This is a genomic window from Clostridium puniceum, assembly GCF_002006345.1.
In the GTDB taxonomy this organism is placed as follows: domain Bacteria; phylum Bacillota; class Clostridia; order Clostridiales; family Clostridiaceae; genus Clostridium; species Clostridium puniceum.
The window spans coordinates 1-25,052 of the sequence record NZ_LZZM01000125.1 but is presented as its reverse complement, the minus strand read 5'-3'; the positions used below and the strand labels follow the sequence as shown (position 1 = coordinate 25,052).

Below are 25,052 nucleotides of genomic sequence, written 5' to 3'. Positions count from 1 at the left end.
AACTATTAATTCTTAGCTATAGTATATATATCTAATTTATTGCAATATAAATATGTATTTCCTGCTCACCTATTTCACTGCCACTTATATATTCCTCAAAATCAAAAGTATATTTTCTATCTAAATCCATTGCCCAAATCTTAGCCCAACATTCACCTACTACTTCTTTTACTTTTCCTTTAACTACAAATTTTGCATATTTTCCTTCTACAATTTTTTTCATTTGAATTGCCTTTGGCAAATTTTCTTTCTCAGAAATTTCACAGCAAATCATAACATCATAATCACCACTAACTTTATCTTCATAATTTGTATATAAACCAATAGTATTACTATTTTTTTTATTTGGAATTATTGAATAAAATCCATCTTCAAAAAATTTCTGCCAAGCTTCACCTATAGTTTTTCTCATGTCGGGAGCATTATTGCTTGTTCTAATTACAATTCCTGCTATTATTTTTTCTTCTAAATATACAACTTCATAATCCATCTAATATACCTCTTTTCATAATAATAATATAATAATTATTCTCAAAACTCTACTTGAAACTAAATCATATTTTTTAATTTAATCTTCAAAATATGATTTATATTTAACTATTACTTAGTATATCAATTATAATCTGACAACAGTATGTCATATTATTTTTATCATTTAGTGGCGATTTTTAAATATTATTTAGAAAAAATTAGTATTTAGTTAAATTTTTTCTTAAAATATGGTATATTATTTATATATTTATTATTATATAAGTTCTAATTAAATTACTTTACTACATTAAAACCATGTAAAGTAATCAAGTATATATGTTACCAAAAGTAATCTTCATTAAAATTAGTTATGGCGACTTGATTTTGTTGAATAATCAAAACTACATATATATGTAATTCATTTGTTTATTTGAATACATATTAGAGATTAATTCTCTTATTATATTTGTATAAGTTGGGGGAGGTTTTTTATTATGGTTATTGATAAATTAACACCAAAAATTCTAATCATTGATGACAATACTGCTAACATTTTACTTCTATCAAAAATGTTAAAAATAGCTGCTTATAATAATATTAAAACACTGACTGATTCTAGAGAGATTTTAGATACCCTCTCTGTATATATGCCAGATTTAATATTGTTAGACTTTAGAATGCCATTTATTGATGGTCTTGAAGTCATAAATATATTAAATTCTGTAAAAGATTACAAAAATATACCTATAATTATGATTTCTGCTGAAAATGACAAAAAATATTATGAAAAAGCACTAGCTAATGGTGCTATAGATTTCATTACTAAACCTTTTAATTATAATGATATAGTTTTAAAAATAGAGAAAACTTTACATGTAATTTAGTAACTAAAATAGATTTGATAAAGTAAGGGTGATACTATGAGGGGAAAAAGGGGTAATAAAAGTATTTCACTTTATAAATGGATTTGGCAATCTTACATTCATACAGTCTTAATTCCATTAATACTTATTGAATTAATTTTTATTGTTATATATTTCAGTTCATTTGCTTGGTCTCATAAGAAAAATGTAATTCTTTTAAAAGAACAAGCTCAAAGTGAAGCTGAACATATCGTAAATCAAGAAGCTAATTCAATTAATAATCAATTGACCAGTATTTCAAATTCAGTAATGCTTTTTCGCAATCAAATTAAACAAGCTTTATTAACACCAGCAACTTTGATAGCTGCTGATTCTAACAGATTAACTTATTCAAAAAATGGTACTTTATATACTAATGAAGATAGTAAAGATGGTAGCGTCTCAATATTTTATAGTGGTATTATCTCTACTAAAGAAGAACAACAACAAAAGGTTTCTAAGGTTTTAACAACACAAAAATTAATGGCTGATATAAAAGATACTGAACCACTTGCATCTTCTATATACTTTAATTCCTTTGATTCCTTAAATGTTACTTATCCTTATTCCAATAATATTTCTCAATCTTATTCTTTAGTAAATATTCCTTCGCATAATTTTTATTATGAAGCTGATGTTGGACATAACCCCAATAAAAAAGTAATATGGACAAATTCATATTTAGATCCCTTAAGCAATGGATTAATAACCTCAGCTATATGCCCAGTTTATAATGATAATTTTTTAGAAGGAGTTGTAGGTATTGACATAACTCTCGATACTATTTCAGATCAAATCTTGACCATGCAAATTCCATGGCAGGGGTATGGATTATTAGTAGACAAAAATGGACGTATTCTCTCAGTTTCTAATAAAAATGAACTTGATTTAGGTTTAACTGAAAATAGTTATTCTAATATTAATTTAAAAGATAAGTTAAATACAGATGAATTTAATTTATATAAGAATCAAAATCTTGCTTCTTTAGCAAATGAGGTAACAAATAATTCTTCTGGTTTTTCTACTTTTAATATAAAAGGTAATTCTAAATTTATATCTTGGACTACAATATCTAATACCGACTGGAAACTGCTTGTTATCGTTTCTGAGGAAAACATTTATTCTAAGATAAATGCTTTAAAATATAGCTTAATTAAAATGGGTATATTTATTATAGCTGGATTGCTTTTATCTTATTTTATATTTTTTATACTCCTTTATAGAAAAGCACAGAAAGCAAGTTATACTTTTGCAAATTCATTACTACAAATTAATAACATGGTACAAAAAATTGGTAATAGAGAATATAATCCTAGCCCCCCTATGCTTGATATTTTAGAATTCAAGGATATATGCACACAGTTAATTAAAATGGGAGAAAACTTAGGTGAAACAAATAAGAATCTGTTACTTACTCAATATCAGCTAATGAAAAAAGAAACTGATTTGAAAGCTCTTGTTAATTCTATTAACGATATAATTGTAGAAGTAGATGCTAAAGGAAATATTACAAACTTTTGGTCTAAATCCCATCGAGATTTATTTAAGCTATATGAGCAAGGCGCTTTTAATTCAATTAATGATCTTTTGGATATAGAAACCTCTAAAATTGCTCGAAAAAAAATCTTTTATGTGATGAAAACAAAAGAAAATACCTCTATAGACTTTAATATTGAATCAAATTCAGGTTTAAAATGGTTTCAGGCTTCTATATCTCCACGTTTAAATAATTCAACTAGAGTTGTAGTTTCTGCTCGTGATATAACTGTTCAAAAGAAAATGTCTAAATCGCTTATTGCCGCAAAAGAAGAAGCTGAAAAGGCAAGCAGGGCAAAATCTGAATTTTTATCAAGCATGAGCCATGAACTTAGAACACCTCTTAACGCTATTTTAGGCTTTTCTCAAATTTTAGAATTAGATCCAGAATCACCACTTACATGTTGTCAGCAAGAAAGCGTTACAGAAATATTAAAGGCAGGTAACCATTTACTTGAGCTCATAAATGAAGTACTAGATTTGTCTAAAATTGAATCTGGAAAACTAAGTATTTCAATTGAATCAGTGTCAATTAAATCTGTAATGGAAGAAACTCTTTCTATAATAAAACCCTTTGCAGATACTAATAAAATTAAACTTATTAGTCCTTCTATAGAAAATTCAGATGAATTTGTTTATGTTGATAATACTCGTTTAAAACAAATCCTGCTTAATTTGCTTTCTAATGCAATTAAGTATAATAAACCTAATGGAGAAGTAACTTTTTATCATGATAAAATTGATGATAAATATAAATTTCACGTTATTGATACTGGTATTGGATTATCAAATGCTGATTTAGATTTAATCTTCAAGCCGTTTCAACGTTTAAACAAACTCAACAATTCAATTGAAGGAACAGGCATTGGCCTTACAGTTGCAAAACAGCTTGTTGAGTTAATGAATGGTAACATATACGTAGAAAGTGAAAAAGGTTTTGGAAGTCACTTTTGTGTTGAATTTCCAGCTGTTAATATTTGTGCTACAGAAGCAGCTGAAATTGTACTATTAAGTGAAGGTCATAGTTCTCTCTCTGAAGAAAAACATTATACTGTTCTTTATATAGAAGATAACCCTGCAAATTTAAGACTTGTAGAACGTATTTTAAATCAAATTACAAACATAAAAATGCTTTCTGCAACTTCTGGAGAATTATGTGTCGATTTAGCTATTGCACATAAACCAGACCTTATATTATTAGATATTAATTTACCTGGAATAGATGGTTATGAAGTTTTTAAAAGACTTAAAATGTATGAGGAAACTAATAGCATCCCTATTGTTGCCATAAGTGCTCATGCAATGCCAAAGGATGTAACAAAGGGTATTTCAATTGGCTTCACGGACTACATTACCAAGCCAATTAATGTTGCTAAGTTTACTGAAAAAGTATCCAACATCTTACTAAATACTGACTCCAAAAATGAAAACTAAAATAAACGGATGGAGGTATGTACATTATGGATTACAATAATATATATGATATAGCTGGTTTTGCCCATGATTTGGGGCTTAGCATTGAAGATGTCTCAGCGCTATATGCTGAGTTGGTTAATGAACTTAAGTCAGCTCTCTTAGAATTAAAACTTTTTATATACAATAAAGATTTGGTAAAAATACAAATGATAATTCATAATATAAAAGGAGTTTCTGGTAACTATAGATTAACGGATATATACGACGAAACTTCTAAAATCAATGATGATTTAAAAAATAAGGACTATTCTGAATTTAAAAGAGATTTAAATCACCTTTGTAATATTACTTATACAGCTATAGAAGAGATAACAAACTTCTTCAAACACAAATCTATTTCTATTTAAAACTGCCAATGGATTGAATAACTGCATCATAAATTATAAAATAAACAAAATAGCTATATAAATTAAATACAAATTTATATAGCTATTTTACTTTTTTGCCACCTTCTAACTTATCATGATCTTGTGGCTCCTTAAAGATTTTCCTCATGAATATTAACATCAAACTCTAACTTTCTCATAACTTCAATAAGTTTTGCTGTATTAATTGGTTTTGTTACATATACTTCACAACCTAGTTCAAAAGCCTTTTGAACATCTTTTGCATTATCTAAAGCTGTAATTAGAAATTTTTTAGAAAGCTTCTCTTGATTTATTCTCTTATCCTTTTCAATAGAACTAATCATCTTTAATGCTTTTAATCCATCTAACTTTGGCATCATTATATCAAGGCATATTAGATCATAAGGTTCAGCTTCTTCTAGGGAAAACATAAATGCGCTAACTGCTTCTTCCCCGTTAACTACCATATCACAATCACCATATTGTGAAAAAAATTTAAATAAAAACCTTCTATTAATATAGTCGTCTTCTGCAATAAGAATTTTCATTAATTGACCATCTCCTCTTCCAGCTTATTATTTTAACATTAGTTTTACTATACTATTTTTCAATTGCTGAAATATTACCTTTACCTTATCTTGATTATTTCTTCTCGCATTTGCTTTCAATTTAAAACCTAGCATTACTAAATCATCAAATTTAGATAGAAGTATAGAATTATTTATAAATTCAGCTAATTTTTCAATTTTCTTCATGTCATTTTCTGCTTCATTCATTTTCAAAATAAAATTTTCAAATTCTCTGTTTAGTATTAAAGAACTCTCTTTTTTAGCTAATTCCTCCATAGAAGCTTCTTTCTCTAAACTTCTATAATCATCACTAAAATTATTTTCTTCAACAATCTTAAAATTTGCTGTAAAACTAAAAATACTGCCTTCATCCTTTATACTCTCTGCCCAAATTTCTCCACCTAGCATTCCAACTAGCTGCTTTGATAATGCAAGTCCGAGTCCAGTTCCACTATATTCACGAGAATAAGAGTTATTTAGCTGGCTAAAGCTTCTAAAAAGCTGATTCATATCTTCTTCCTTAATGCCAATACCAGTATCTTTAATAGAAAATTGCAAAATAATATCTTTATCATCTCTAAAATTTTCTTCAATGTTTAAAGTAATAACACCTTTTTTAGTAAACTTTATTGCATTACTTATTAAGTTATTTAGTATTTGCTGAAGCTTTCCAGAATCTCCATATAGGAATTCTGGAATCTGTTCAAAGCTATTACATTCTAGTGTAATTCCTTTTCTTGTTGTATCATAACTATAAATCTTTAAAATCTTGTATATTATTTCTTTGAGACTAAAGTTCCCCTGCTTTAATTCCATCTTTCCAGCTTCTGATTTTGAAAAATCAAGAATTTCATTTACAATGTTAATTAATGAATATGCACTATTTTTCGCAATTATAAGATTTTCTTTATATTCACCATTTAATTCTTCACTCATTAAAGTTAGCTCGATCATTCCTATGATGCCATTAAGTGGTGTACGTATTTCATGACTCATATTTGCAAGAAAATTACTTTTAGCTCTATTTGCAGCTTCTGCTTCTTCCTTTGCCCTTATAAGAATATTTTTCATATCTTCATCAGCTTTTTTTCTTGCAATTCTTGCATTTAATTCATCAAGCTCACGCTTTACAACAGGGCCCAGCCGAGCTAACTTGTCCTTCATTATATAATCTCTACAACCGGCACGCATGGCTTCTACAGCTACTTCTTCTCCAATTTCGCCTGATACTATAATAAAAGGTATGTCTAGCTTAGTTTCATTTAATATCTGCAAGGCTTCAATGGAACTAAATTCAGGCATTACATGATCTGATAAAATTATATCCCAACGACTAGAATTTAATGATTTCTTTAATGCTTCAGCATTTTCTACCTGTTCATAATTTACATTAAACCCACTTCTCCTAAGTTGTGCTACTTCAAAATTTAAGGAAGCCTTTGAATCCTCAATTATAAGAACATTAATATCTTTTACCATAACCTTCACCTCATTAAAGAAGATTTGCGTTTAGTTATCTTTGGTTTTTACATATATTCTGGCATATTATCTAGGTCTATATTTTTTACTGAATTATTATAAGTTGATGAATTACTGTTTTTCTTTAAATTAAATTGACTAACTTGATCCTTTAACATTTCTGCTTGAGACGCTAATTCTTCACTAGCCGCTGCACTTTCTTCTGAAGTTGCTGAATTAGTTTGTACTACAGTTGATACTTGCATGACTGCTGCATTAATTTGTGCAATACCTTCGGATTGTTCATTTGATGCTATTGCTATTTGATCTATAAAATCCGCAACTTGTACAGTGTTTTCCACAATTTTATTTAATGCTTCAGCAGTTTGATTTGCAATCTTTGTTCCTGCCTCTGATTTTTTAATTGAACCTTCAATCATCTCTGTAGTTTCCTTAGCTGCCTTTGCAGATCTAGCTGCTAAGTTTCTAACCTCTTCTGCAACAACTGCAAAACCTTTTCCATGTTGACCTGCTCTAGCTGCTTCGACAGCAGCGTTTAAAGCTAAAATATTAGTTTGGAAGGCAATTTCATCAATAACTTTAATAATCTTATATATACTAGTTGATGCATTATTTATTTCATCTACAGCATTTTGCATTTCTTTCATTTGTCCATATCCATTTTGAGCATTGACTTTAGCATTTTCAGCAATCTCATTAGCATTTGTAGCATTTTCTGCATTCATCTTAGTTTGAGCAGATATTTCTTCAATTGATGCTGTTAATTCTTCAATTGCACTTGCTTGTTCCATGGCACCTTGAGAAAGAGCTATACTTGAATCTGATACTTGTTTCGAACCTGATGCCACTTGCTCAGACGCTGAATTTATATAACACATAGTATTATTTAGCTTATCAGTCATCTTTCTAAAAGAAGCACCTAATAAGCCAACTTCATCTTTACCACTTATATTAATTGTTACATCAAAATCTCCATCAGCAACCTTATCAGCTATTTTTATTATTTTACGAACTGGTTTGCTTATTGTTGAAGAAATAAATATACCAATTAACACCGCCATTATTACTCCAACAGCTAAGATTATTATTGTTAATGTTGTTGTATCTGCTGCAATTTGATTGTTACTTTCAGATGCTTCTTTTGCAAGATCTAATTTCAGCGTTGTTAAATTTGCAATTGCAGTATTTAGTTCACCTAAAACTACCTTCCCTTCATTATGAAGAACGTTACTTGCTTCTTCCTTTCTATTTTCAATTTTTAGTTGTATTGATCTATTTATAACATCCATGCATTTAGCTTTTGAAGTTTTTATTTGTTTTACAACCTCGGCGCCCTCAGTAGTCAGTGTTGTCTCTGAAATTTTATTTACACTTAAATCAAATTCATTACTTGCTTCTTTAATTGTATTACTAATTTCTTGTACCTTTGATAAATCATCTTCAAGTAATATCTCTCTAACATTTACTCTTATACTACTAAATGAATTAGAAATCTTCATCACATCTTCTAATGGCTTTGTCATTTTTTCATACAATTGCGTATCAAGTTGACTAATCTTATTGGTATTTAATATACCTTGAGTCCCTATAATCACTGCAATAAGAGCTACAATAAAAAATCCCAAAAGTATTTTCGCACTTATTTTCATATTATAAAACCAATTCATTTTTGTCCCTCCCCATATTATTCAATATTGCTTAAACCATCAATATCCTCATAGTTTATTAATTTATCACAATCTAAAATTAGCTTTACCTCATTATCTATTTTTCCTATACCACTTATATACTTATTACTGACCTTATTTAAATTTGGTGGTGGTACAATGTTTTCATCTTGTATTATTGACACTTCAGAAACACTATCCACAATAAGACCAATTGATAATTCATTTATATCTACAACAACTATACAAGTTCTATCATTATACTCTCTAAATGTCTTCTTAAATCTCAACCTTACATCCATTACAGGAATTATCTTTCCCCTTAAATTAATGATTCCTTTTATATAGTTTGGAAGTTCTGGAACTAATGTTATGGGCTGTATCCCAATAATTTCTGTAACATAGTTTATACCTATGCCATAAGATTCACTATCCAAAACAAAAGTAAGGTATTTTCCTTTTTGAGTATCTTCCTCCATGTCTACATTATCATTAATCATATTCACATTCATTCTAAACCACCCTTTCCACTAAAACTTTATCCCTAAATTAACCTTAATAAAAAATTTTTAATACTTTTTTATTTGGTTAAATATTTTGACTAATAGTAGCAAGCTGCTTTGAAACTACGTCTTCTTTAAACGGTTTAACTATAAACGATATTGCTCCTGCCAATATAGCTTCCTTAACTGATATTTCATGTCCCATAGATGAAATAACTATAATTCTAGCATCCTTGTCTATTGCTTTTATCATCTTTATAGCATCTATTCCTCCCATTTCTGGCATAGTTAAATCCATGGTAACTATATCTGGTTTTAATTGTTTATATAATTGTATAGCCTTAAATCCATTTTCAGCTTCTCCCACAACTTCAAACCCTGACTTTTCCAATAACATTTTTAGAGATAATCTCATAAATGCTGCATCATCTACTACAAGTACTCTTTTCATATGCGCTCTCCCCTTTAATAAACATTATCTAAGCTTATATATTTTTCTTAACACTATTATTGTAAATATTTTTATAATATGTTTGTAGTCCCGCAAGTCATGTAGTCATATGCAAATTGCACAACAAATTTATGCTAAAATGCAAATTGCACTTATTCCTATATTTATTTATCAATATAGAATATTTTTATACATTGTTCTAACTTTCACAAAATGGTATAATTTATAATAATATAAGCAATTATGACGTATTAAGAGACAAAATATACTTTGTATTTATTCTGTGTTTATAATGTATATTATTATGCAAAATTTAATTCATTTGAGTAAAGAGAGGTTTTTATATATGACAACAGTAATTATTGCTGAAGATCAGAAACTTTTAAGAGAAAGTTTTAAAAATATAATTGAAAATAATAGTGATATAAAAGTTGTGGCTTCTGCTACTAACGGAAAAGAAGCTTACAATTTATGCAAAGAATATAAACCTAATGTGGTTTTAATGGATTTATGCATGCCTGTATGCAATGGTACCGAGGCTACAAAATTAATTAAAGAAGCTTTTCCATCAATTAAAGTTCTAATACTTACTGCTTCTAACGATAAAGAGGATGTTGCTACTGCTATAAGTAATGGTGCTGATGGGTATGTTTTAAAAAATATTAGTACTGAAGAATTAATATTATCTATAAAGAGTGCTTCCTTAGGACTTGGCATAGTTGATAAAGATCTTTTAGATCCTATAGTATTAAATCTGCGTAAGGAAAATAATAAAACTAAAGTTCTTGAGGTCTCTGGTATAAATGTTTCTTTAACAGAAAGGGAACTAAGTATAGTATCAATGATAGTGGATGGTAAAGATAATAAAGAGATTGGAGCCTCTTTATTTATTGCTGAAGGAACTGTAAAAAACATAATTACTGAAATTATTTCAAAACTTCAATTAAAAGATCGAACTCAATTAGCAGTATATGCAGTTAGGAATGAATTAGTTTAAATTAATCGTTTATGTTTTAGTTACATATATTCTTTTAATTGTATTAAGAATATAACTAGGCTGACTTTATTTTTAATAATCTTGTTCTATCTAAAATTCATAGTGGACTAGTTCAACCCTAGTCCACCTCTTCTTATCTAAACATATTAAATAAAACACTGGGAATGCTTGAAAGAGAAACTTGTTTTTCTACTGCTCCTATGTCAAAGGCTACCTTTGGCATACCATAAACAACTGACGATTCTTTATCTTGTCCTATAGTCCTTGCACCTGCTTTTCTCATTGACATAAGTCCTGCTGCTCCATCTTGTCCCATCCCAGTAAGTAGAACTCCTACAGCATTTTTCCCTGCCATCTTTGCAACTGATTCAAAAAGCACATCTACAGATGGACAATGCCCGCTGACTTTAACTCCTTGGCTAAGTTCAACAATATATTTATCTGCTATCCTTTTAATCTTAATATGCTTATCTCCTGGTGCAACTAATACACTACCGGATTCTATAATATCCCCTGTTTGTGCTTCCTTAACCTTAAATTCTGTCTGCAAATTTAGTCTTTCTGCAAACATTCTAGAAAATATTGGTGGTATATGTTGTACTACTACTATTCCTGGGACTGTTTTAGGAAGAACTTTCAATATACTATAAACAGCCTCAGTACCGCCTGTAGAAGCACCAATGGCAATTAATTTACTATTACTTTGTAGTAAACTGCTGCTTTTTGGTAAATCATTTCTTCCAACTATATTATGGATATTAGACCTTGTCCCTTGTGCTAAATTAGCTAATAGATTTACATTTGCCGCCCCTTTAATTTTAAGTATTAATTCGCTTATAAAATTATCAAAAGCATTAGGCATTCTTGCATCGGGCTTACTTAGGAAATCTACTGCACCAGCCTGCATAGCATCGAATACAATATCACTTACAGAACTTACAACTACTATTGGAATTTTATATTGTGGAAGAAGCCTTCTTATAAATTCAACTCCATTTAACTTAGGCATTTCTACATCACAAGTCATTACATCAGGATTCAATTCCAAGAGCTTATCTCTAGCATCATAAGGGTCTACAGCTTTTCCAACTACTTCTATTCTAGGATCATTTGATATCCCCCTCGATATTGCCTCCCTAAATACCATACTATCGTCAACTACTAATACTCTAATTTTTCTCATAATCGTCACCCTTTTACCTTTTAAATCATAATAAATTTAACTTATAGCCCTCTAAAATAACAACTTATTCCTTTCTATATACAGATGGCATTATATACTTAAACCCTGTGGCTTGACCATTTAAAGATTCCGAATGTCCTATAAAAAGATACCCTCCTGATTCCATGCCGTTATAAAATTTATTAATTAATTCATTTTTCGTATTCATGTCAAAATAAATCATTACATTTCTACAAAAAATCACATGAAATTTTTTCTTAAAAGGAAATGTTCTTTCCATTAGATTAAATTTTCTATATATAATCTCATTTTTTATCTTATCTCTAAATATGAAATTATCTTGGTCAAATCTTTTTAAATAATCTCTTTTCCAACCTTCTGGTAAAGGCATTATTTGCTCTTTTTGATATATACCATTTCTTGCAATATTTAAAACTTTATCAGATATATCTGTCGCTAAAATTTTCTTATCCCACCATAACTTTTGTTCTTGGCAAAATTGGTCTAATATCATTGCAAGGGTATATGCTTCCTCGCCTGATGAACAGCCAGCGCACCACAATCTCAAATCTCTATCCTTAACTAATGTCATTAACTTAGGAAGTACCTTTTCTTTTAAATAATCGAAATGAGTCTTTTCACGCATAAAATATGTATGATTAGTAGTAATTTTACTTACCAATATATTAACAGCATTTCCAGTCTTATCAGAAATTAAATACTCATAATACTGAGAAAAATTATCAAAGTTATTCTCCGCCAAAACAGTATGAAGCCGTCCAATAACAAGCATCTTCTTTTCTTCCTTAAGGTTAATCCCGTAATTATCCTTTATATATTTAGCTAATTGTGTAAACTCCTTATCAGTAATTTCAACCATAATATCACCCTCTTTAATATTTTCCAAATTCGTCATCACTAAGAATTATTCTTCCTACATTCACATTTGTTCGATTTGCAGGTACAAGTTCTTGTATAGGTGTATTTTTAAGTTCTTTAATCTTGCTATCCTGTTTTAAATTATTTTGTTTGTTAATAGAACTTGCTTTTTTATAATTAAATTCTTCATAAAAATTTAAATTAACATTCTTCTTTAAATTAAACATGTTAACTTGCTCTTTTAACACTTCTGCTTGTCCCGCTAATTCTTCACTAGATGCTGCACTTTCTTCTGCTGTAGCTGAATTACTTTGTACTACTTCTGATATCTGAATTACACCTTGAGATATTTGTAATATTCCTGTTGATTGTTCCTCTGATGCTTCTGATATATGTCCAATTATATTAGCAACTTCTTCAATATCTTTTACTATATTATCTAGTGCCTCTGCAGTTTGATTCGCAATTTTACTTCCATCTACAATTTTAACAATAGAATCTTCTATTATTTCTGTGGTTTCTTTAGCAGCCCTTGCAGATCTTTGAGCTAAGTCACGTACTTCTTCTGCTACCACATTAAACCCTTTACCATATTTACCTGCTCTAGCTGCTTCTACTGCTGCGTTTAATGCAAGTATATTTGTTTGAAATGCAATTTCATCAATTACTTTAATTATTTTTGAAATGTTTTTAGATGAAATATTAATTTCATTCATAGCTTCAAGCATTAACTTCATTTCACTATTTCTTTTTATTGCATTTGTTTTTGTATTATCTGCTATATCATTAACCCTTTTTGTATTTTCAGCATTCATTTTAATCTTAGTAGATATTGCATCAATAGAAGCTGTTAACTCCTCAACAGCACTTGCTTGTTCTGTAGCACCCCGAGATAAGGCTACTGTCGAATCTGCCATTTGCCTAGAACCAACCGTAACCTGTTCTGACGCAAAACTTATCTGTTCCAAAACTTGATTTAATCTATACCCCATCTTTTTCATAGCTTCTGAAAGAATTCCTATCTCATCTTTTGAATCATTTACAATTTTCACATCAAGATTCCCATTACTGATTTCATTTGTAACTTCCGTAAGATTTCCTATCGCCTTGCATATAGCTCTGCAAATTGTAATTCCCAAGATTATAGCTACTATCATGGCTATAACAACTAAAATAACTATCCTTCCAACTGATAAATTTACTTCTGAAGAATATTCTTTGACTTTGTTGTTTCCACCATTTATCTTTAGTTCAAATAATTTGTCTATAGAATTGTTTATTTCATCAGATAAACTTTTTGTTGTAGTCTGACTCATTAATACAAGTGCTTCATCTTCTTTTTTTGAATTTACTAGATTAATAATTTTGTCTTTTATTATGTTGTATTTATCTAAGGATTTCTTTAAATTATCAAATTCTTCTCTAGCTTCTTCTGTTTGAATAGACTTTTCAAATAAAATTAAATTCTCTTTAATTTTATTATCATAACTATTTATCTTATCTATATACTCGTTTCTTTCGCTGCTATTCTTATATAAGATAAGGTTATCTAAATTTATCTTAAGTCTTTGATATGAAATAGATACATTACCAATATCACCAATAGCAACTCCATAATTTTCATATAGTTCCGTATAATCTTTGTTAGTTTTATTTATTCTTGTAATTCCTATAAGTCCAACTATACCAGATATGAACGCCACAATAACAAATGCTAATATTAACTTTGTTTTGATTTTCATATTCTTTAATAATTTCATAACGCTTCCTCCAGTTTCTCCTTAATTATAAGAATAATATTTATTCACCGCACAAATTAATAAAATAAATTCTGAAACTTATATTTTTGAAATTATACCTCCAATATCAATAATAAGACTTATGTTTCCATCACCTAAAAGAGTACATCCTGCTAAATCCTTTATATTTTTAGTATTCTTAATATAACTTGGAAGCGCCTTTACAACTACCTGTTGTTGTCCTAATAATTCATCTACCCAAATGCAGAAGCCATTTTCGTCTTGCTCTACCATTATTAAAACACCTTCCGAAAGATGATTTAAAGTTGTCTTTACAGCAAAATGCTCGTTAAGTCTAAATATTGGATAACATTCTCCTCTAACCATAATCATTTCATTATCATCAGGATCTTTTATAATATCTTCTTCTTTGGGTCTAAAAAATTCTTTTATTGAACTTGTAGGAAGAGTATACCTTGACTCACCGACTTTTACATTCATTCCATCTATAATTGCAAGAGTCAATGGTATTTTAATTGTCATACTTGATCCAAATTCTTCAATGCTCTCTACACTAATTGAACCACCTATTTTTTCAATATTTTTCATTACAACATCCATTCCTACTCCCCTGCCACTGTATTCAGATACCGCTTCCTTAGTAGAAAACCCTGGCAAAAATATCAAGTTAAATATTTCTTTTTTAGTCATTTCACTTTCATTTTTATCAAGAAGTTTATTTTCTCTTGCTTTATCAAGAATTTTTTTCTCATTAAGCCCCTTACCATCATCTTTTACTATAATAAGTACATCACTGCCTGCATTTTTTGCTTCTAAAACCAAATTCCCTACTGGCTGTTTTCCCTTATCAATTCTCTCTGCTATAGTTTCTATTCCATGATCTATGGAATTACGAACTAAGTGCATTAATGGGTCCGATATATGCTCAATTATCTTCTTATCAACTTCTGTATCTTCACCAATAATAGTAAGTTTGACTTCTTTATTCATCTTTTTGCTCATATCTCTAACAATTCTATTCATCTTCTGAAAGGTTGCAGATAGAGGTACCATTCTTATAGACATTACGGTATCTTGCATCTCTGTTATAATCTTACGAAGCTGCCTTGCTGATTTTTGAAAATTATCTAGCTCTAACCCTGCTAAATCTGGATTTTGTGTAACCATTGACTCCGAAATTACTAATTCACCAATAAGATCCATAAGCCTATCTGCTTTTGCTACACTTAGACTTATAAAATCTTGATGAGAATTACTCTTTTCAGTTTTCTTTTCCTTAACAGAATTTTTACTTACTACTTCACTTGGTCTATTTTCTTCTTCTATTCCATTTCCTTGTTCTTCTTTTTCTAATACTTGTATCGCTTCTTTATTTTCTATATTTTCTTCCTCATCTTTTAATATAGAAATATCCAACTTACTTAGAAAAACAGTTTCATTTATTATTGACTTAACTGCATCAATATCTAATTCCGAATAAAAAATCATTGTAAAACCATTTTTTTTGATTTCCTCACTAGCTTTTTCATCGTCATCAATTATATTTTCTGGTGTATTACTTATTACTTCTGCTACTTCTGATAGCTTATGAAGAATTCCAAAACTTCTTATATTTTCCATTCCACAATCTTCAATAAAGTAGACACAAGCTTTATATTTTTCCCTTGCAGTTTCTTCCTTAGCTTTTCCACTTGTTACAAAGAATTTTGATGGTTTTGACTTTTTCTCTGTTACAGCATCACCACCACCATGCTGTGCCTTAAGCATATTTAAAAATTCCTTTATCTCACTAATTTTCTCCGAAGAATCTCCATCTGGAGTATCTCCATTTTGAATTTTACACATTTCATTCTTAATAAAATCAATAGCATCCAATACAATATCGCTTAAAATATTATTATCTACATTTTCTGGATTCTTTTCTCTAAGATAATAAAATAAATCTTCTACAGAATGTGAAAGTTCGGCGATATTATTAAATAACATCATTGCCGATGACCCTTTAACCGTATGCATAATTCTAAATATTTCATTTATTGAATCGGCAAAGCCGTTTTCCTTTTCCCCATCAATTACTAATTGTTCTAACTTTTCTATAAGTTGATTAGTCTCAAAAATATACATATCTAACATAGACTCATTTACACTATTTTCTGACATCTCAATTCCCTCCCCGTAATATCCCTATATAAATGCATAAACTTCCCTATATTGTTATATTAAGTTGTTTATTAATATCTTTTAAGTCCCTCAGGTCACTGATTTAAATGCAAATTGCACTACTATATTATATATAAATGCAAATTGCACACTTTAAAGTCAATATATAAAAAAAGCACCCAATTAGGTTCCCAATATCTAAATAAGATATCATTAACGTCAATTGAATGCTTTAACTAATCAATATATTTTTAATTGGAATTATATTAATTAGTTTTCTTTTCTTCTGTTGGATATTTTCTAATAACAATAATTTCTACTCTTCTATTTTTAGCCCTGCCATCTTCTGTACTATTATCATATTTAGGCATGTATTCACCATGAGCTTCAATAGATGCTCTATCTGCAGTAATTCCAGTTGATGTGACCATATAATTCATTACATTTATAGCACGCATTGCACTTAAATCCCAGTTTGATCTAAACTTTCCATTACTAATTGGTACATTATCTGTATGTCCCACAATTTTAACCTTATTATCTAGGTCATGTAACATAGTTGAAAGTTTTGAAAGCAATGGTGATACATCATTCATTATTTCAGCCTCTCCTGATCTAAAAAGCACTGCATCCTGTATTGCAATCTCTAACCCTTCACTAGTAAGATTGACTTTAACCTTATCTGAATAGCCCTCTTTTCCAATTTCTTGTTCTAGCATCTTCTTAATTTCAGTCATCTTATCTTCTTCTGTTTTTGCATTATAAACTTCAGCTTGTCCACCCTCCCCATCCATAGGAACCATGGAACTTCCATCTTGCATCATAACACCAGAGCCACCTGAAAAAATCACGTTAAATGATTTGCTCATAGCTTGAAGCTTTGCTTGATCTGTTTGTCCCATTGCAAACATAACAATAAATAGCGCCAATAGGAGGGTTAACATATCTGAATATGGAAGAAGCCATGCTTCATCAACATGCTCTTCATGATGCTGCTTTTTCTTACTCATCACTCTTCTCCTTAATTACCTATCATTATTTTCTTCAAATCTAACTCTGTCTTTTGGTGCTAACATTCCCACTAACTTTCTTTCAATACTTTTAGGATTATTTCCTGCTTGAATAGCTAAAATTCCTTCAAGCATAATATTCATATTTTGCATTTCTTCTAAAGATTTTCTTTTTAATCTATTAGAAAATGGATGCCAAATTAAATATCCAGTAAAAATACCATAAACAGTTGCAACAAAGGCAGATTTTATACTTTCTCCAAGTTTATCAATATCATTAAGATTTCCAAGAGCACCAATTAGTCCAATAACGGCTCCTAAAACTCCAAGCGTTGGAGCCGTTCCACCTGCTGTCGAAAAAGCTGTGGCACCAAGACGATGTCTCTCTTCCATACTTTCAATTTCTATTTCTAATACTTCTTTAATGAGGTCTGGTTCTAAACCATCAACCACCATTTCTAGCCCTTTTTTCATAAATTTATTTTCTAGTCCTTGTATAGTACCTTCTAGAGATAATAATCCATCTCTTCTAGTTGTTTGAGACATTTCTACAAGTTGTGCTATAATTTCTGCAGGATCTTGTTGACCTTTAGCACTGAAAAGAACTCCAAAAATTTTAGGAATCTTTTTAAACTCCTCTTTTGGAAAAGAATTTAACAAAGCAATTATAGTACCACCGATAATTACCAATAACGCTTCAAGGCTTAGTAATACAGAAAGACTTGCTCCTTTTTCTAACATAGCTGCAACTACAATTACTAAGCCACCAATCATACCCATAATTAAAAATATATCCATGTTTGTCCCCCTTATTAATATGTATACCCTAATATACCTTAAATGTCGATTTTTTCATTTATTTTGTTCAAAACTTCCCTATAAAATTCTAATAATTCAACTTTTTTAAGGTTTATGAAAATTCATCTAAAAATATAATACCATAAATTTTACTAATATAGAACTATATTTTACATATATTTTGCATATATTTTTATTTATGTACAATTCTCTACTACTTGTTTCTACAGTAATTTCCGACTATTTATCTCCAAAAATCCACTTAATTCATCTGTAAATTTTCTATATTCCTAATCATTAAATTTACCAATTCTTCATTAAATGTACTTTAATGTATCGCTATTTATTATTTAATGCAAAGTAAATCTAATAGTATAAAATTTGCTTTATGTTAAATAATAAATATATTAACTTCCTAAAATTTAAGCTGACTATAATTATATAATTAAATTTTATATTCTTGTCCACTCTATTATGGATTTCAAAATTCAAGGAAGATTTATTAATTTTTATGCACTATGTTCAATAATTTCCATGAAATCTATTTATATCATTCTTTTTTACTTATTTTTCGATATTACTAAAATAACAGAGATTTAAAGGAGAACTACATTTATGAGAAAATTTTTAGTTATAACTATCCCAATAGTTACGTTAACTATTTTTATATTTATTATGTTTAGCAGCTCTATATTAAAACCAACTTTTAAAAATGGCAATAGTATTCCTGAATCAATACAGTCAATTATTCAAGACATAGAGTTAGAAAATTGGGACGCTGCTAATTCTAAAACTGATAAATTAAAAATAACCTGGGAGAAAGTAATTAAAAAAGTACAATTTAGTTCTGAACGTGATGAAATAAATTCCTTTAGCACAAATATAGCACGCCTTAAAGGAAGTATTAAAGCTAAAGACCAATCAAATTCCTATTCAGAATTAAATGAAGCACTTGACCATTGGACCGAATTAGGAAATTAAATTTTGTTTGAGAATAAGAAGAGCTCAACGTATTGCTTAAAAATAAATATATGAAACTAAAAGACCATATGTAGAGCATAACAATCTGCTTATACAAATGGTCTTTGACAATTCACAAATATTCACAGGTAAATTTTAATAATCATCTGTGGATATTTATAGATATCTGAACTATATCATAATAGGTAAATGCTAAAAATATTATGTTATACCTTAATTTAGAGTATCTTTAAAATTATAGATATCCTATATTATAGTATATTTAGACTTATGCCTTATCAACATATTGACCTATTTTCTATACCATATAAGTTCCATTATATGCTTTTAATTCTTTTTCCTCTTCTTCATGTTCCTTAATTTCCTTTTCTTTAACATAATCCTTTAATTCTGTTACCTTGGAGCAGCCCCAGCCAAAATCCTTAGTTGGTAAATCTGCTTCTAATTTCTCTAAAGGTGATACACTTAAAGTAACAAAATTTTCTACCAATGATAAATCTAAGTTTGTTGTTTCATCAATTTCATATTGCTGCTTTAACTCTTCCTCTGAAGGTTTGGCTAAATTCTTTAATTCTTCATCCAAAGTTAAGTCTAAATCTCTTTCAATATTCAATTCTTCATCAGTCTTTTCTAAATTATTTACATATGCTTTATTTAAAATTGCTTCTTCAAGAGATGATTTTTCTGCTTCCAATTGCATTTCTTCTTTATATTGTTTTTTTAAACTTTCCAAATCGATTTCTTTTGAATTCATTTCTTCTATAGTCACTACTACTTCATTTCTAAAATCTTCTTTTTCTATTTTAAATTGTTTTACCTTTTCTATTAAATCATCAGCCTTGTATAGTAAAATATCTGCACTGCCGTTTACACTTTCTGCAAGCTTTGCAAGTTCTACTGATGAGTCAGTTACTTGTTCTAGAGAATTAGAAGTGTTTTTTATTTCTTCTGATAATTCACATATAGTTTCAACAATTAAATCCTTATTATCTCCAATATCTTTAAAAGCACTGTCTATATTAGAAACCTTAGGAGTAATTTCATTAACTAATACAACAATTTCAGAAAAAGAACTTGATGCTTCATATATTATGTTCTTTTGTTTTTCTAATTCATTATCCATATTGCTGGACTCTTCTACAAGCTTATTTATTACTTTTGTAAGTCTATTTATTATTTTACTAATATTTTGAGCTGATTCTTTACTCTTATCCGAAAGCTTTCTAACTTCTGATGCTATAACATTAAATCCTCTTCCAGCTTCCCCTGCACTAGCCGCTTCGATTGCAGCATTAAAGGCTAACAGATTTATTTGTTCTGAAATGCCATTTATAATATTAATAATTTCACTTACATTTTTCATATCCCCTTGAATATACTCTATGTTCATTCCAAATCTATCAAAACTCTCATTAACACTTATAATTCCATCATTTAACTGTTCTATATTTTCAGTTCCTAGTAATGATTTATCATTTATAATTAAAACATCTTTACTAATAAAGTGTACATTGTCTTGTACTTCATTTACTTTTTCCCCAAAATGAGCAAGCTTACTAGTTATATCTTCAAAATTGCAGCTTTGTTTATTGGTATTAGCATAAACTTCCCCTATAGATGCTGATATTTCTTCTGTTAGCACTGATAATTGTTCTGCTACTTCTGTTAAAGATACTGACCCATTTCTCACTATATTAGCATTATTTCTAACTGATCTTATCATACCGCCAACAGCTGTTTTTGCTTCACCTACACTTGTACAAATTTCACTTATCTCATCATTTCCTTTAACATATTTATCTTCAATTTGAGTATAAAAATCCCCTTTTGCAATACTATCTACATAAGTTTTAGCTTTTAATAATCTAGTTATTACCTTGATAGTGAAACCAACTATTATAGAGGATATTAATATTATCATAATAATTGTGACTACTGTATCAACCATCGCTAAACTACTTAATGCCCCCAACAGGTCCTTTTCTTCAACTGAAATTCCCATAGAAAGACCTGTTTTTCCTATTGGACTATAAGCCATATACTTTAATTTACCTTCATAACTATACTTTCCAATTCCAGATTGGGTTCCAATAATCATACTTTTCCCTATATTATTTAAGTCCTCAAGAGAGCCTTTATCCGATGTTATATTTGTAATATTCTTATTTTCATTTACTAAAGTTTCATCTTCTGCTACTATAAAATTCCCGTTATTATCTACAATTAAAGCACTTCCTGTTTGTAAGAACTTTATTTCCTTATTTAAAACAGAAAAATCCTTGCAGTCTTTTACTAATGTAATAGTTCCAATTATATCTCCTTTTGAATCCTTAATATGTACTGAATATGCAATAACCTTAGCATTTGTAACTGGATCTACATATGGATTTGTTATAGCATTTTCACCTTTTATTGATTTCATAAAACTTTGAGTTGTCTTTATTTTCTTAGTATTACCTGCAGTATCTATTGAATTTCCCTCTTTATCACTTATGCTTAAACTAACCTGTCCAATTGCTTCTAAGGCTGGCTTTAAAATTTCCACCTTATCCTTTAACGGAACCTTTTCATCAGCAATTATTGGATTGCTGGCTATCGCCTCAAGATTTTTAATTTCACTCTTTATCTGGTCATCTGCTCTTCCTGCTGCTGTCTTAGTCATCTCTGCCATTATATTTAAATTACTTTCTTTTAAAGAATTACTTGCAAATTTATATCCCAATCCTGATAATCCTGTAAATGCAATTAATAACATTGGTATTAGAAATAATATAATTTTTACCTTAATACTTTTTATTTTTTTATTCATTACTACCTCCTGAATAAATAACTTTACTCTCTCAGGCTCATTTTAATCTACTTTAATAAACTTCTTATTAAAATATCATTAAAATACTGTTAAGAATCTCATATTAATACTCATCATTTAAATTTATCCAAATTATATACCGTTTTTCTAACATATTTAAATTATGCAACAATACGTTATCCTAAATTCAGCAGAAAACTTTAATTTTTCCTGTAATTTTTTTTCATTTATCTTATTGACATGGAAAATTTCAATGATTATAATAAGTACTATTAATATGTTAATACATTGATGAGGACAGTAAGCTAAAATCGTATTTTTCAGAGAGAGAATAATTGGTGTAATATTCTCAAATAGATTTAGACTGAAAACCACCTCTGAGTGACTTTAATAAAGTCCGTTATTATCACGTTACGATAAATTTAAGTGACCTATTTTTAAATTATTTAAGATAGTCTTTTGGCACTATTATATTTTAATGTTTAGACTTTTTAATTAATGTTTTAGGTAATTAGAGTGGAACCACGGATATCACTTCGTCTCTATATTTTTAGAGACGGAGTTTTTTTATTTTAATCAAGAAATTATAAATAATTTTACAAAAAATAATAACTGTAATTGTTCAATTGTATTCTTGGACATTAACTGTTAATTAAACAAAGTATCGAGAGGAGTTTTTTTAATGATCAAAGTAACTTTAAAAGATGGTTCAGTTAAAGAATTCGAAGCTGGATTATCAGTCTATGAAATTGCTAAATCTATTAGTGAAGGTTTAGCTAGAAACGCTTGTTGTGGAATTGTAAATAATAAGGTGGTTGACCTTAGATTCCAAATAAATGAAGATGTGTCTTTGGGCATATGTACATTTGATAATCAAGAAGGTAAAGATGCAGTAAGACATAGTATATCTCACGTTTTAGCTTATGCTGTTAAGAAGCTATTCCCTGAAGTAAAATTAGCAATTGGACCTTCTATTACTACAGGCTTCTATTATGATTTTGATAAGGACGTTGCTTTCACAGCTTCAGACTTAGAAAAGATTGAAGCAGAAATGCAAAAAATTATCAAAGAAAATCCTGAAATCTCAAGGTTTGAGCTTCCAAGAAATGAAGCTTTAGAATTAATGAAGGATGAACCTTATAAGGTAGAACTTATAAATGATCTTCCTAAAGATGAAACAATTTCCTTCTACAAAATGGGTGATTTCACTGATTTATGTGCTGGTCCTCACCTTATGTCTTTAAAGCCAGTTAAAGCAATCAAACTTACTAGAAGTGCTGGTGCTTACTGGAGGGGTGATGAGAAGAATAAAATGCTTACTAGAATTTACGGTACTGCCTTCTTAAAGAAAGCAGATTTAGATGAATTTTTAGAAGCTTTAGAAGAAGCTAAGAAGAGAGATCATAATAAATTAGGTCGTGAACTTGGAATCTTTACAACTGACGAAAAAGTAGGTCAAGGTCTTCCTTTATTAATGCCCAAAGGAGCCAAAATATTTCAAACTCTTCAAAGATGGATTGAAGATGAAGAAGCAAAAAGAGGATATGTCTTAACTAAAACTCCATTTATGTCAAAAAATGATTTATTTAAAGCTTCAGGTCACTGGGATCATTATAAAGATGGAATGTTTATCTTAGAAAATGAAGGTGATGATTCAGAAGTTTTAGCTTTAAGACCAATGACTTGTCCATTCCAATTTACTGTATATAATGCAGAACAACACAGCTATAGAGATCTTCCAATAAGATATAACGAAACTTCTACTTTATTTAGAAAAGAATCTTCTGGAGAAATGCATGGATTAATAAGAGTAAGACAATTTACTCTAGCTGAAGGTCACATAGTTTGTACTCCTGAACAAGTTGAAGAAGAATTTAGAGGGGTAATTGATTTAATAGATTACGTTATGTCTACACTTGGAATAGCTAGTGATATAACTTATAGATTCTCAAAATGGGATCCAAATAACACTGAAAAATATATAAATAACCCTGAAGCTTGGGAATCTACTCAAAATCAAATGAGAGTTATTTTAGATCACTTAAACATAAACTATACTGAAGCTGAAGGTGAAGCAGCCTTCTACGGTCCAAAACTTGACATTCAATTTAAAAATGTACATGGTAAAGAAGATACTATAATAACAGTTCAAATAGACTTTGCTTTAGCTGAAAGATTAGGAATGTCATATATTGATAAAAATGGAGAAAAGAAAATACCATTTGTTATCCATAGATCATCAATTGGCTGTTATGAAAGAACTATCGCAATGCTTATTGAAAAATATGCAGGTGCTTTCCCTACTTGGCTTGCTCCAGTTCAAGCAAAAGTATTACCAATCTCTGACAAATATAATGATTATGCTGATTCAGTTGTAAAAGCCTTAAGAAATAAAGGTGTTAGAGTTGAAGCTGACTACAGAGCTGAAAAGATTGGCTACAAGATAAGAGAAGCAAGACTTGAAAGAACTCCTTATATCTTAGTTGTAGGCGAAAAAGAAGCTGCAAATAATGAAGTTTCTGTAAGAAGCAGAAAAAATGATGATGAAGGTGCTATAAAGTTAGATGTATTCATCGAAAGAATTCTATCTGAAATAGCTAATAAAGAAAGATAATATATTATAATGTTGATACTTTTAAGTTCTGAATAAATTAAGCCCCTAGGAATAAATGATATAATTCCTAGGGGTAATTTGGGACTCTAGATAGTTTTGTGTTATTAACACATTTATCATTAAAATATTACTGGAAATTTTGTTTTCTGGTAATATTTTTTATTTTTAGTAAATACTAAAAATATGTTTTATATTCACTTATAGTATTAGTAATAAATCAAATATTATACATAGATTTTACAAAAAAGTACAAACTGTTAAGCTAGTTCATCATTTAATTGTTCAGCGAATATTATTGATAATTCTGCTAAAGTTCTACCCCAATTTGGTGTCGGTTGAGTCCATTTTTCTATAATTTCCATAGTCGCTAAATATACACATTTGCTTAAAGATTGATCTGTTGGGAATATAGTTCTTGCCTTAGTATATTTACGGATTTGCCTATTAAATCCTTCTAGCG

General features: G+C 29.1%; 20 protein-coding genes and 1 other annotated feature. Of the genes, 6 read left to right on the top strand and 14 right to left on the bottom strand.

All coding sequences use genetic code 11. From position 1 onward, the window contains the following. Positions 1-31 precede the first annotated feature (31 nt). A complete protein-coding gene (locus CLPUN_RS09420; RefSeq protein WP_077847033.1) occupies positions 32-490 on the bottom strand; it encodes a GyrI-like domain-containing protein in 459 nt (152 codons plus the stop codon). A gap of 475 nt (positions 491-965) precedes the next feature. On the opposite strand from CLPUN_RS09420, the gene CLPUN_RS09415 reads away from it, so the two are divergent. Genes CLPUN_RS09415 through CLPUN_RS09405 form a run of 3 tightly spaced genes read left to right on the top strand, consistent with a single transcriptional unit; the run spans position 966 to position 4,732 of the window. Next, complete coding sequence (locus CLPUN_RS09415; RefSeq protein ID WP_198944311.1) at positions 966-1,355, top strand: response regulator; 390 nt, start codon at positions 966-968, stop codon at positions 1,353-1,355. Between the two features lie 36 nt (positions 1,356-1,391). After that, positions 1,392-4,343, top strand: coding sequence for an ATP-binding protein (locus tag CLPUN_RS09410; protein ID WP_077847032.1), 2,952 nt, complete (start codon positions 1,392-1,394; stop codon positions 4,341-4,343). Positions 4,344-4,369: 26 nt separating this feature from the next. Then, a complete protein-coding gene (locus tag CLPUN_RS09405; RefSeq protein ID WP_077847031.1) occupies positions 4,370-4,732 on the top strand; it encodes an Hpt domain-containing protein in 363 nt (120 codons plus the stop codon). Positions 4,733-4,863: 131 nt separating this feature from the next. Here the strand turns inward: CLPUN_RS09405 and CLPUN_RS09400 are convergent, their stop codons facing one another. The 5 genes from CLPUN_RS09400 to CLPUN_RS09380 all read right to left on the bottom strand — a co-directional run bounded on the left by CLPUN_RS09400 (position 4,864) and on the right by CLPUN_RS09380 (position 9,401). Continuing rightward, positions 4,864-5,280, bottom strand: coding sequence for a response regulator (locus tag CLPUN_RS09400; RefSeq protein ID WP_077847030.1), 417 nt, complete (start codon positions 5,278-5,280; stop codon positions 4,864-4,866). A gap of 27 nt (positions 5,281-5,307) precedes the next feature. Then, positions 5,308-6,780, bottom strand: a complete 1,473-nt coding sequence (locus CLPUN_RS09395; RefSeq protein WP_077847029.1) for an ATP-binding response regulator — start codon at positions 6,778-6,780, stop codon at positions 5,308-5,310. Between the two features lie 47 nt (positions 6,781-6,827). Continuing rightward, positions 6,828-8,447 (bottom strand): methyl-accepting chemotaxis protein, encoded by a 1,620-nt coding sequence (locus CLPUN_RS09390; protein ID WP_077847028.1) that lies wholly within the window; start codon positions 8,445-8,447, stop codon positions 6,828-6,830. Positions 8,448-8,464: 17 nt separating this feature from the next. Further along, complete coding sequence (locus tag CLPUN_RS09385; RefSeq protein ID WP_077847027.1) at positions 8,465-8,959, bottom strand: chemotaxis protein CheW; 495 nt, start codon at positions 8,957-8,959, stop codon at positions 8,465-8,467. Between the two features lie 76 nt (positions 8,960-9,035). Then, positions 9,036-9,401, bottom strand: coding sequence for a response regulator (locus CLPUN_RS09380; RefSeq protein ID WP_077847026.1), 366 nt, complete (start codon positions 9,399-9,401; stop codon positions 9,036-9,038). A gap of 346 nt (positions 9,402-9,747) precedes the next feature. On the opposite strand from CLPUN_RS09380, the gene CLPUN_RS09375 reads away from it, so the two are divergent. Then, positions 9,748-10,398 (top strand): response regulator, encoded by a 651-nt coding sequence (locus CLPUN_RS09375; RefSeq protein WP_077847025.1) that lies wholly within the window; start codon positions 9,748-9,750, stop codon positions 10,396-10,398. A gap of 133 nt (positions 10,399-10,531) precedes the next feature. On the opposite strand, the gene CLPUN_RS09370 is transcribed toward CLPUN_RS09375, so the two are convergent. From CLPUN_RS09370 to motA, 6 genes are all read right to left on the bottom strand, one after another. Continuing rightward, on the bottom strand, positions 10,532-11,581 hold the full coding sequence (locus tag CLPUN_RS09370) for a protein-glutamate methylesterase/protein-glutamine glutaminase (protein WP_077847024.1): 1,050 nt from the start codon (positions 11,579-11,581) through the stop codon (positions 10,532-10,534). Positions 11,582-11,645: 64 nt separating this feature from the next. Beyond that, positions 11,646-12,461, bottom strand: coding sequence for a CheR family methyltransferase (locus CLPUN_RS09365; RefSeq protein WP_077847076.1), 816 nt, complete (start codon positions 12,459-12,461; stop codon positions 11,646-11,648). A 13-nt stretch (positions 12,462-12,474) separates the two neighbouring features. Continuing rightward, positions 12,475-14,220, bottom strand: a complete 1,746-nt coding sequence (locus tag CLPUN_RS09360; RefSeq protein WP_077847023.1) for a methyl-accepting chemotaxis protein — start codon at positions 14,218-14,220, stop codon at positions 12,475-12,477. Positions 14,221-14,298: 78 nt separating this feature from the next. Further along, a complete protein-coding gene (locus CLPUN_RS09355; RefSeq protein ID WP_077847022.1) occupies positions 14,299-16,380 on the bottom strand; it encodes a chemotaxis protein CheA in 2,082 nt (693 codons plus the stop codon). Positions 16,381-16,646: 266 nt separating this feature from the next. Beyond that, the gene (locus CLPUN_RS09350) at positions 16,647-17,390 is read right to left on the bottom strand and encodes a flagellar motor protein MotB (protein WP_077847021.1); all 744 of its coding nucleotides are present in this window, start codon (positions 17,388-17,390) and stop codon (positions 16,647-16,649) included. Positions 17,391-17,405: 15 nt separating this feature from the next. Then, positions 17,406-18,188, bottom strand: coding sequence for a flagellar motor stator protein MotA (motA, locus tag CLPUN_RS09345; RefSeq protein WP_077847020.1), 783 nt, complete (start codon positions 18,186-18,188; stop codon positions 17,406-17,408). A 615-nt stretch (positions 18,189-18,803) separates the two neighbouring features. Here motA and CLPUN_RS09340 point away from each other — a divergent pair. After that, positions 18,804-19,169, top strand: a complete 366-nt coding sequence (locus CLPUN_RS09340; RefSeq protein WP_077847019.1) for a DUF4363 family protein — start codon at positions 18,804-18,806, stop codon at positions 19,167-19,169. Positions 19,170-19,467: 298 nt separating this feature from the next. Here the strand turns inward: CLPUN_RS09340 and CLPUN_RS09335 are convergent, their stop codons facing one another. After that, positions 19,468-21,978 carry a methyl-accepting chemotaxis protein gene (locus CLPUN_RS09335; RefSeq protein ID WP_077847018.1) on the bottom strand — a complete coding sequence of 837 codons (2,511 nt, stop codon included), beginning with the start codon at positions 21,976-21,978 and terminating at the stop codon, positions 19,468-19,470. A gap of 279 nt (positions 21,979-22,257) precedes the next feature. After that, positions 22,258-22,525: a binding site (T-box leader), on the top strand. Between the two features lie 135 nt (positions 22,526-22,660). Between CLPUN_RS09335 and thrS the strand changes: the two genes are divergently transcribed. After that, positions 22,661-24,592 carry a threonine--tRNA ligase gene (gene thrS / locus CLPUN_RS09330; protein WP_077847017.1) on the top strand — a complete coding sequence of 644 codons (1,932 nt, stop codon included), beginning with the start codon at positions 22,661-22,663 and terminating at the stop codon, positions 24,590-24,592. 257 nt (positions 24,593-24,849) lie between these two features. On the opposite strand, the gene CLPUN_RS09325 is transcribed toward thrS, so the two are convergent. Further along, positions 24,850-25,052 (bottom strand): transposase (locus CLPUN_RS09325; protein ID WP_143329016.1); only part of this gene is annotated, 203 nt, incomplete at its 5' end.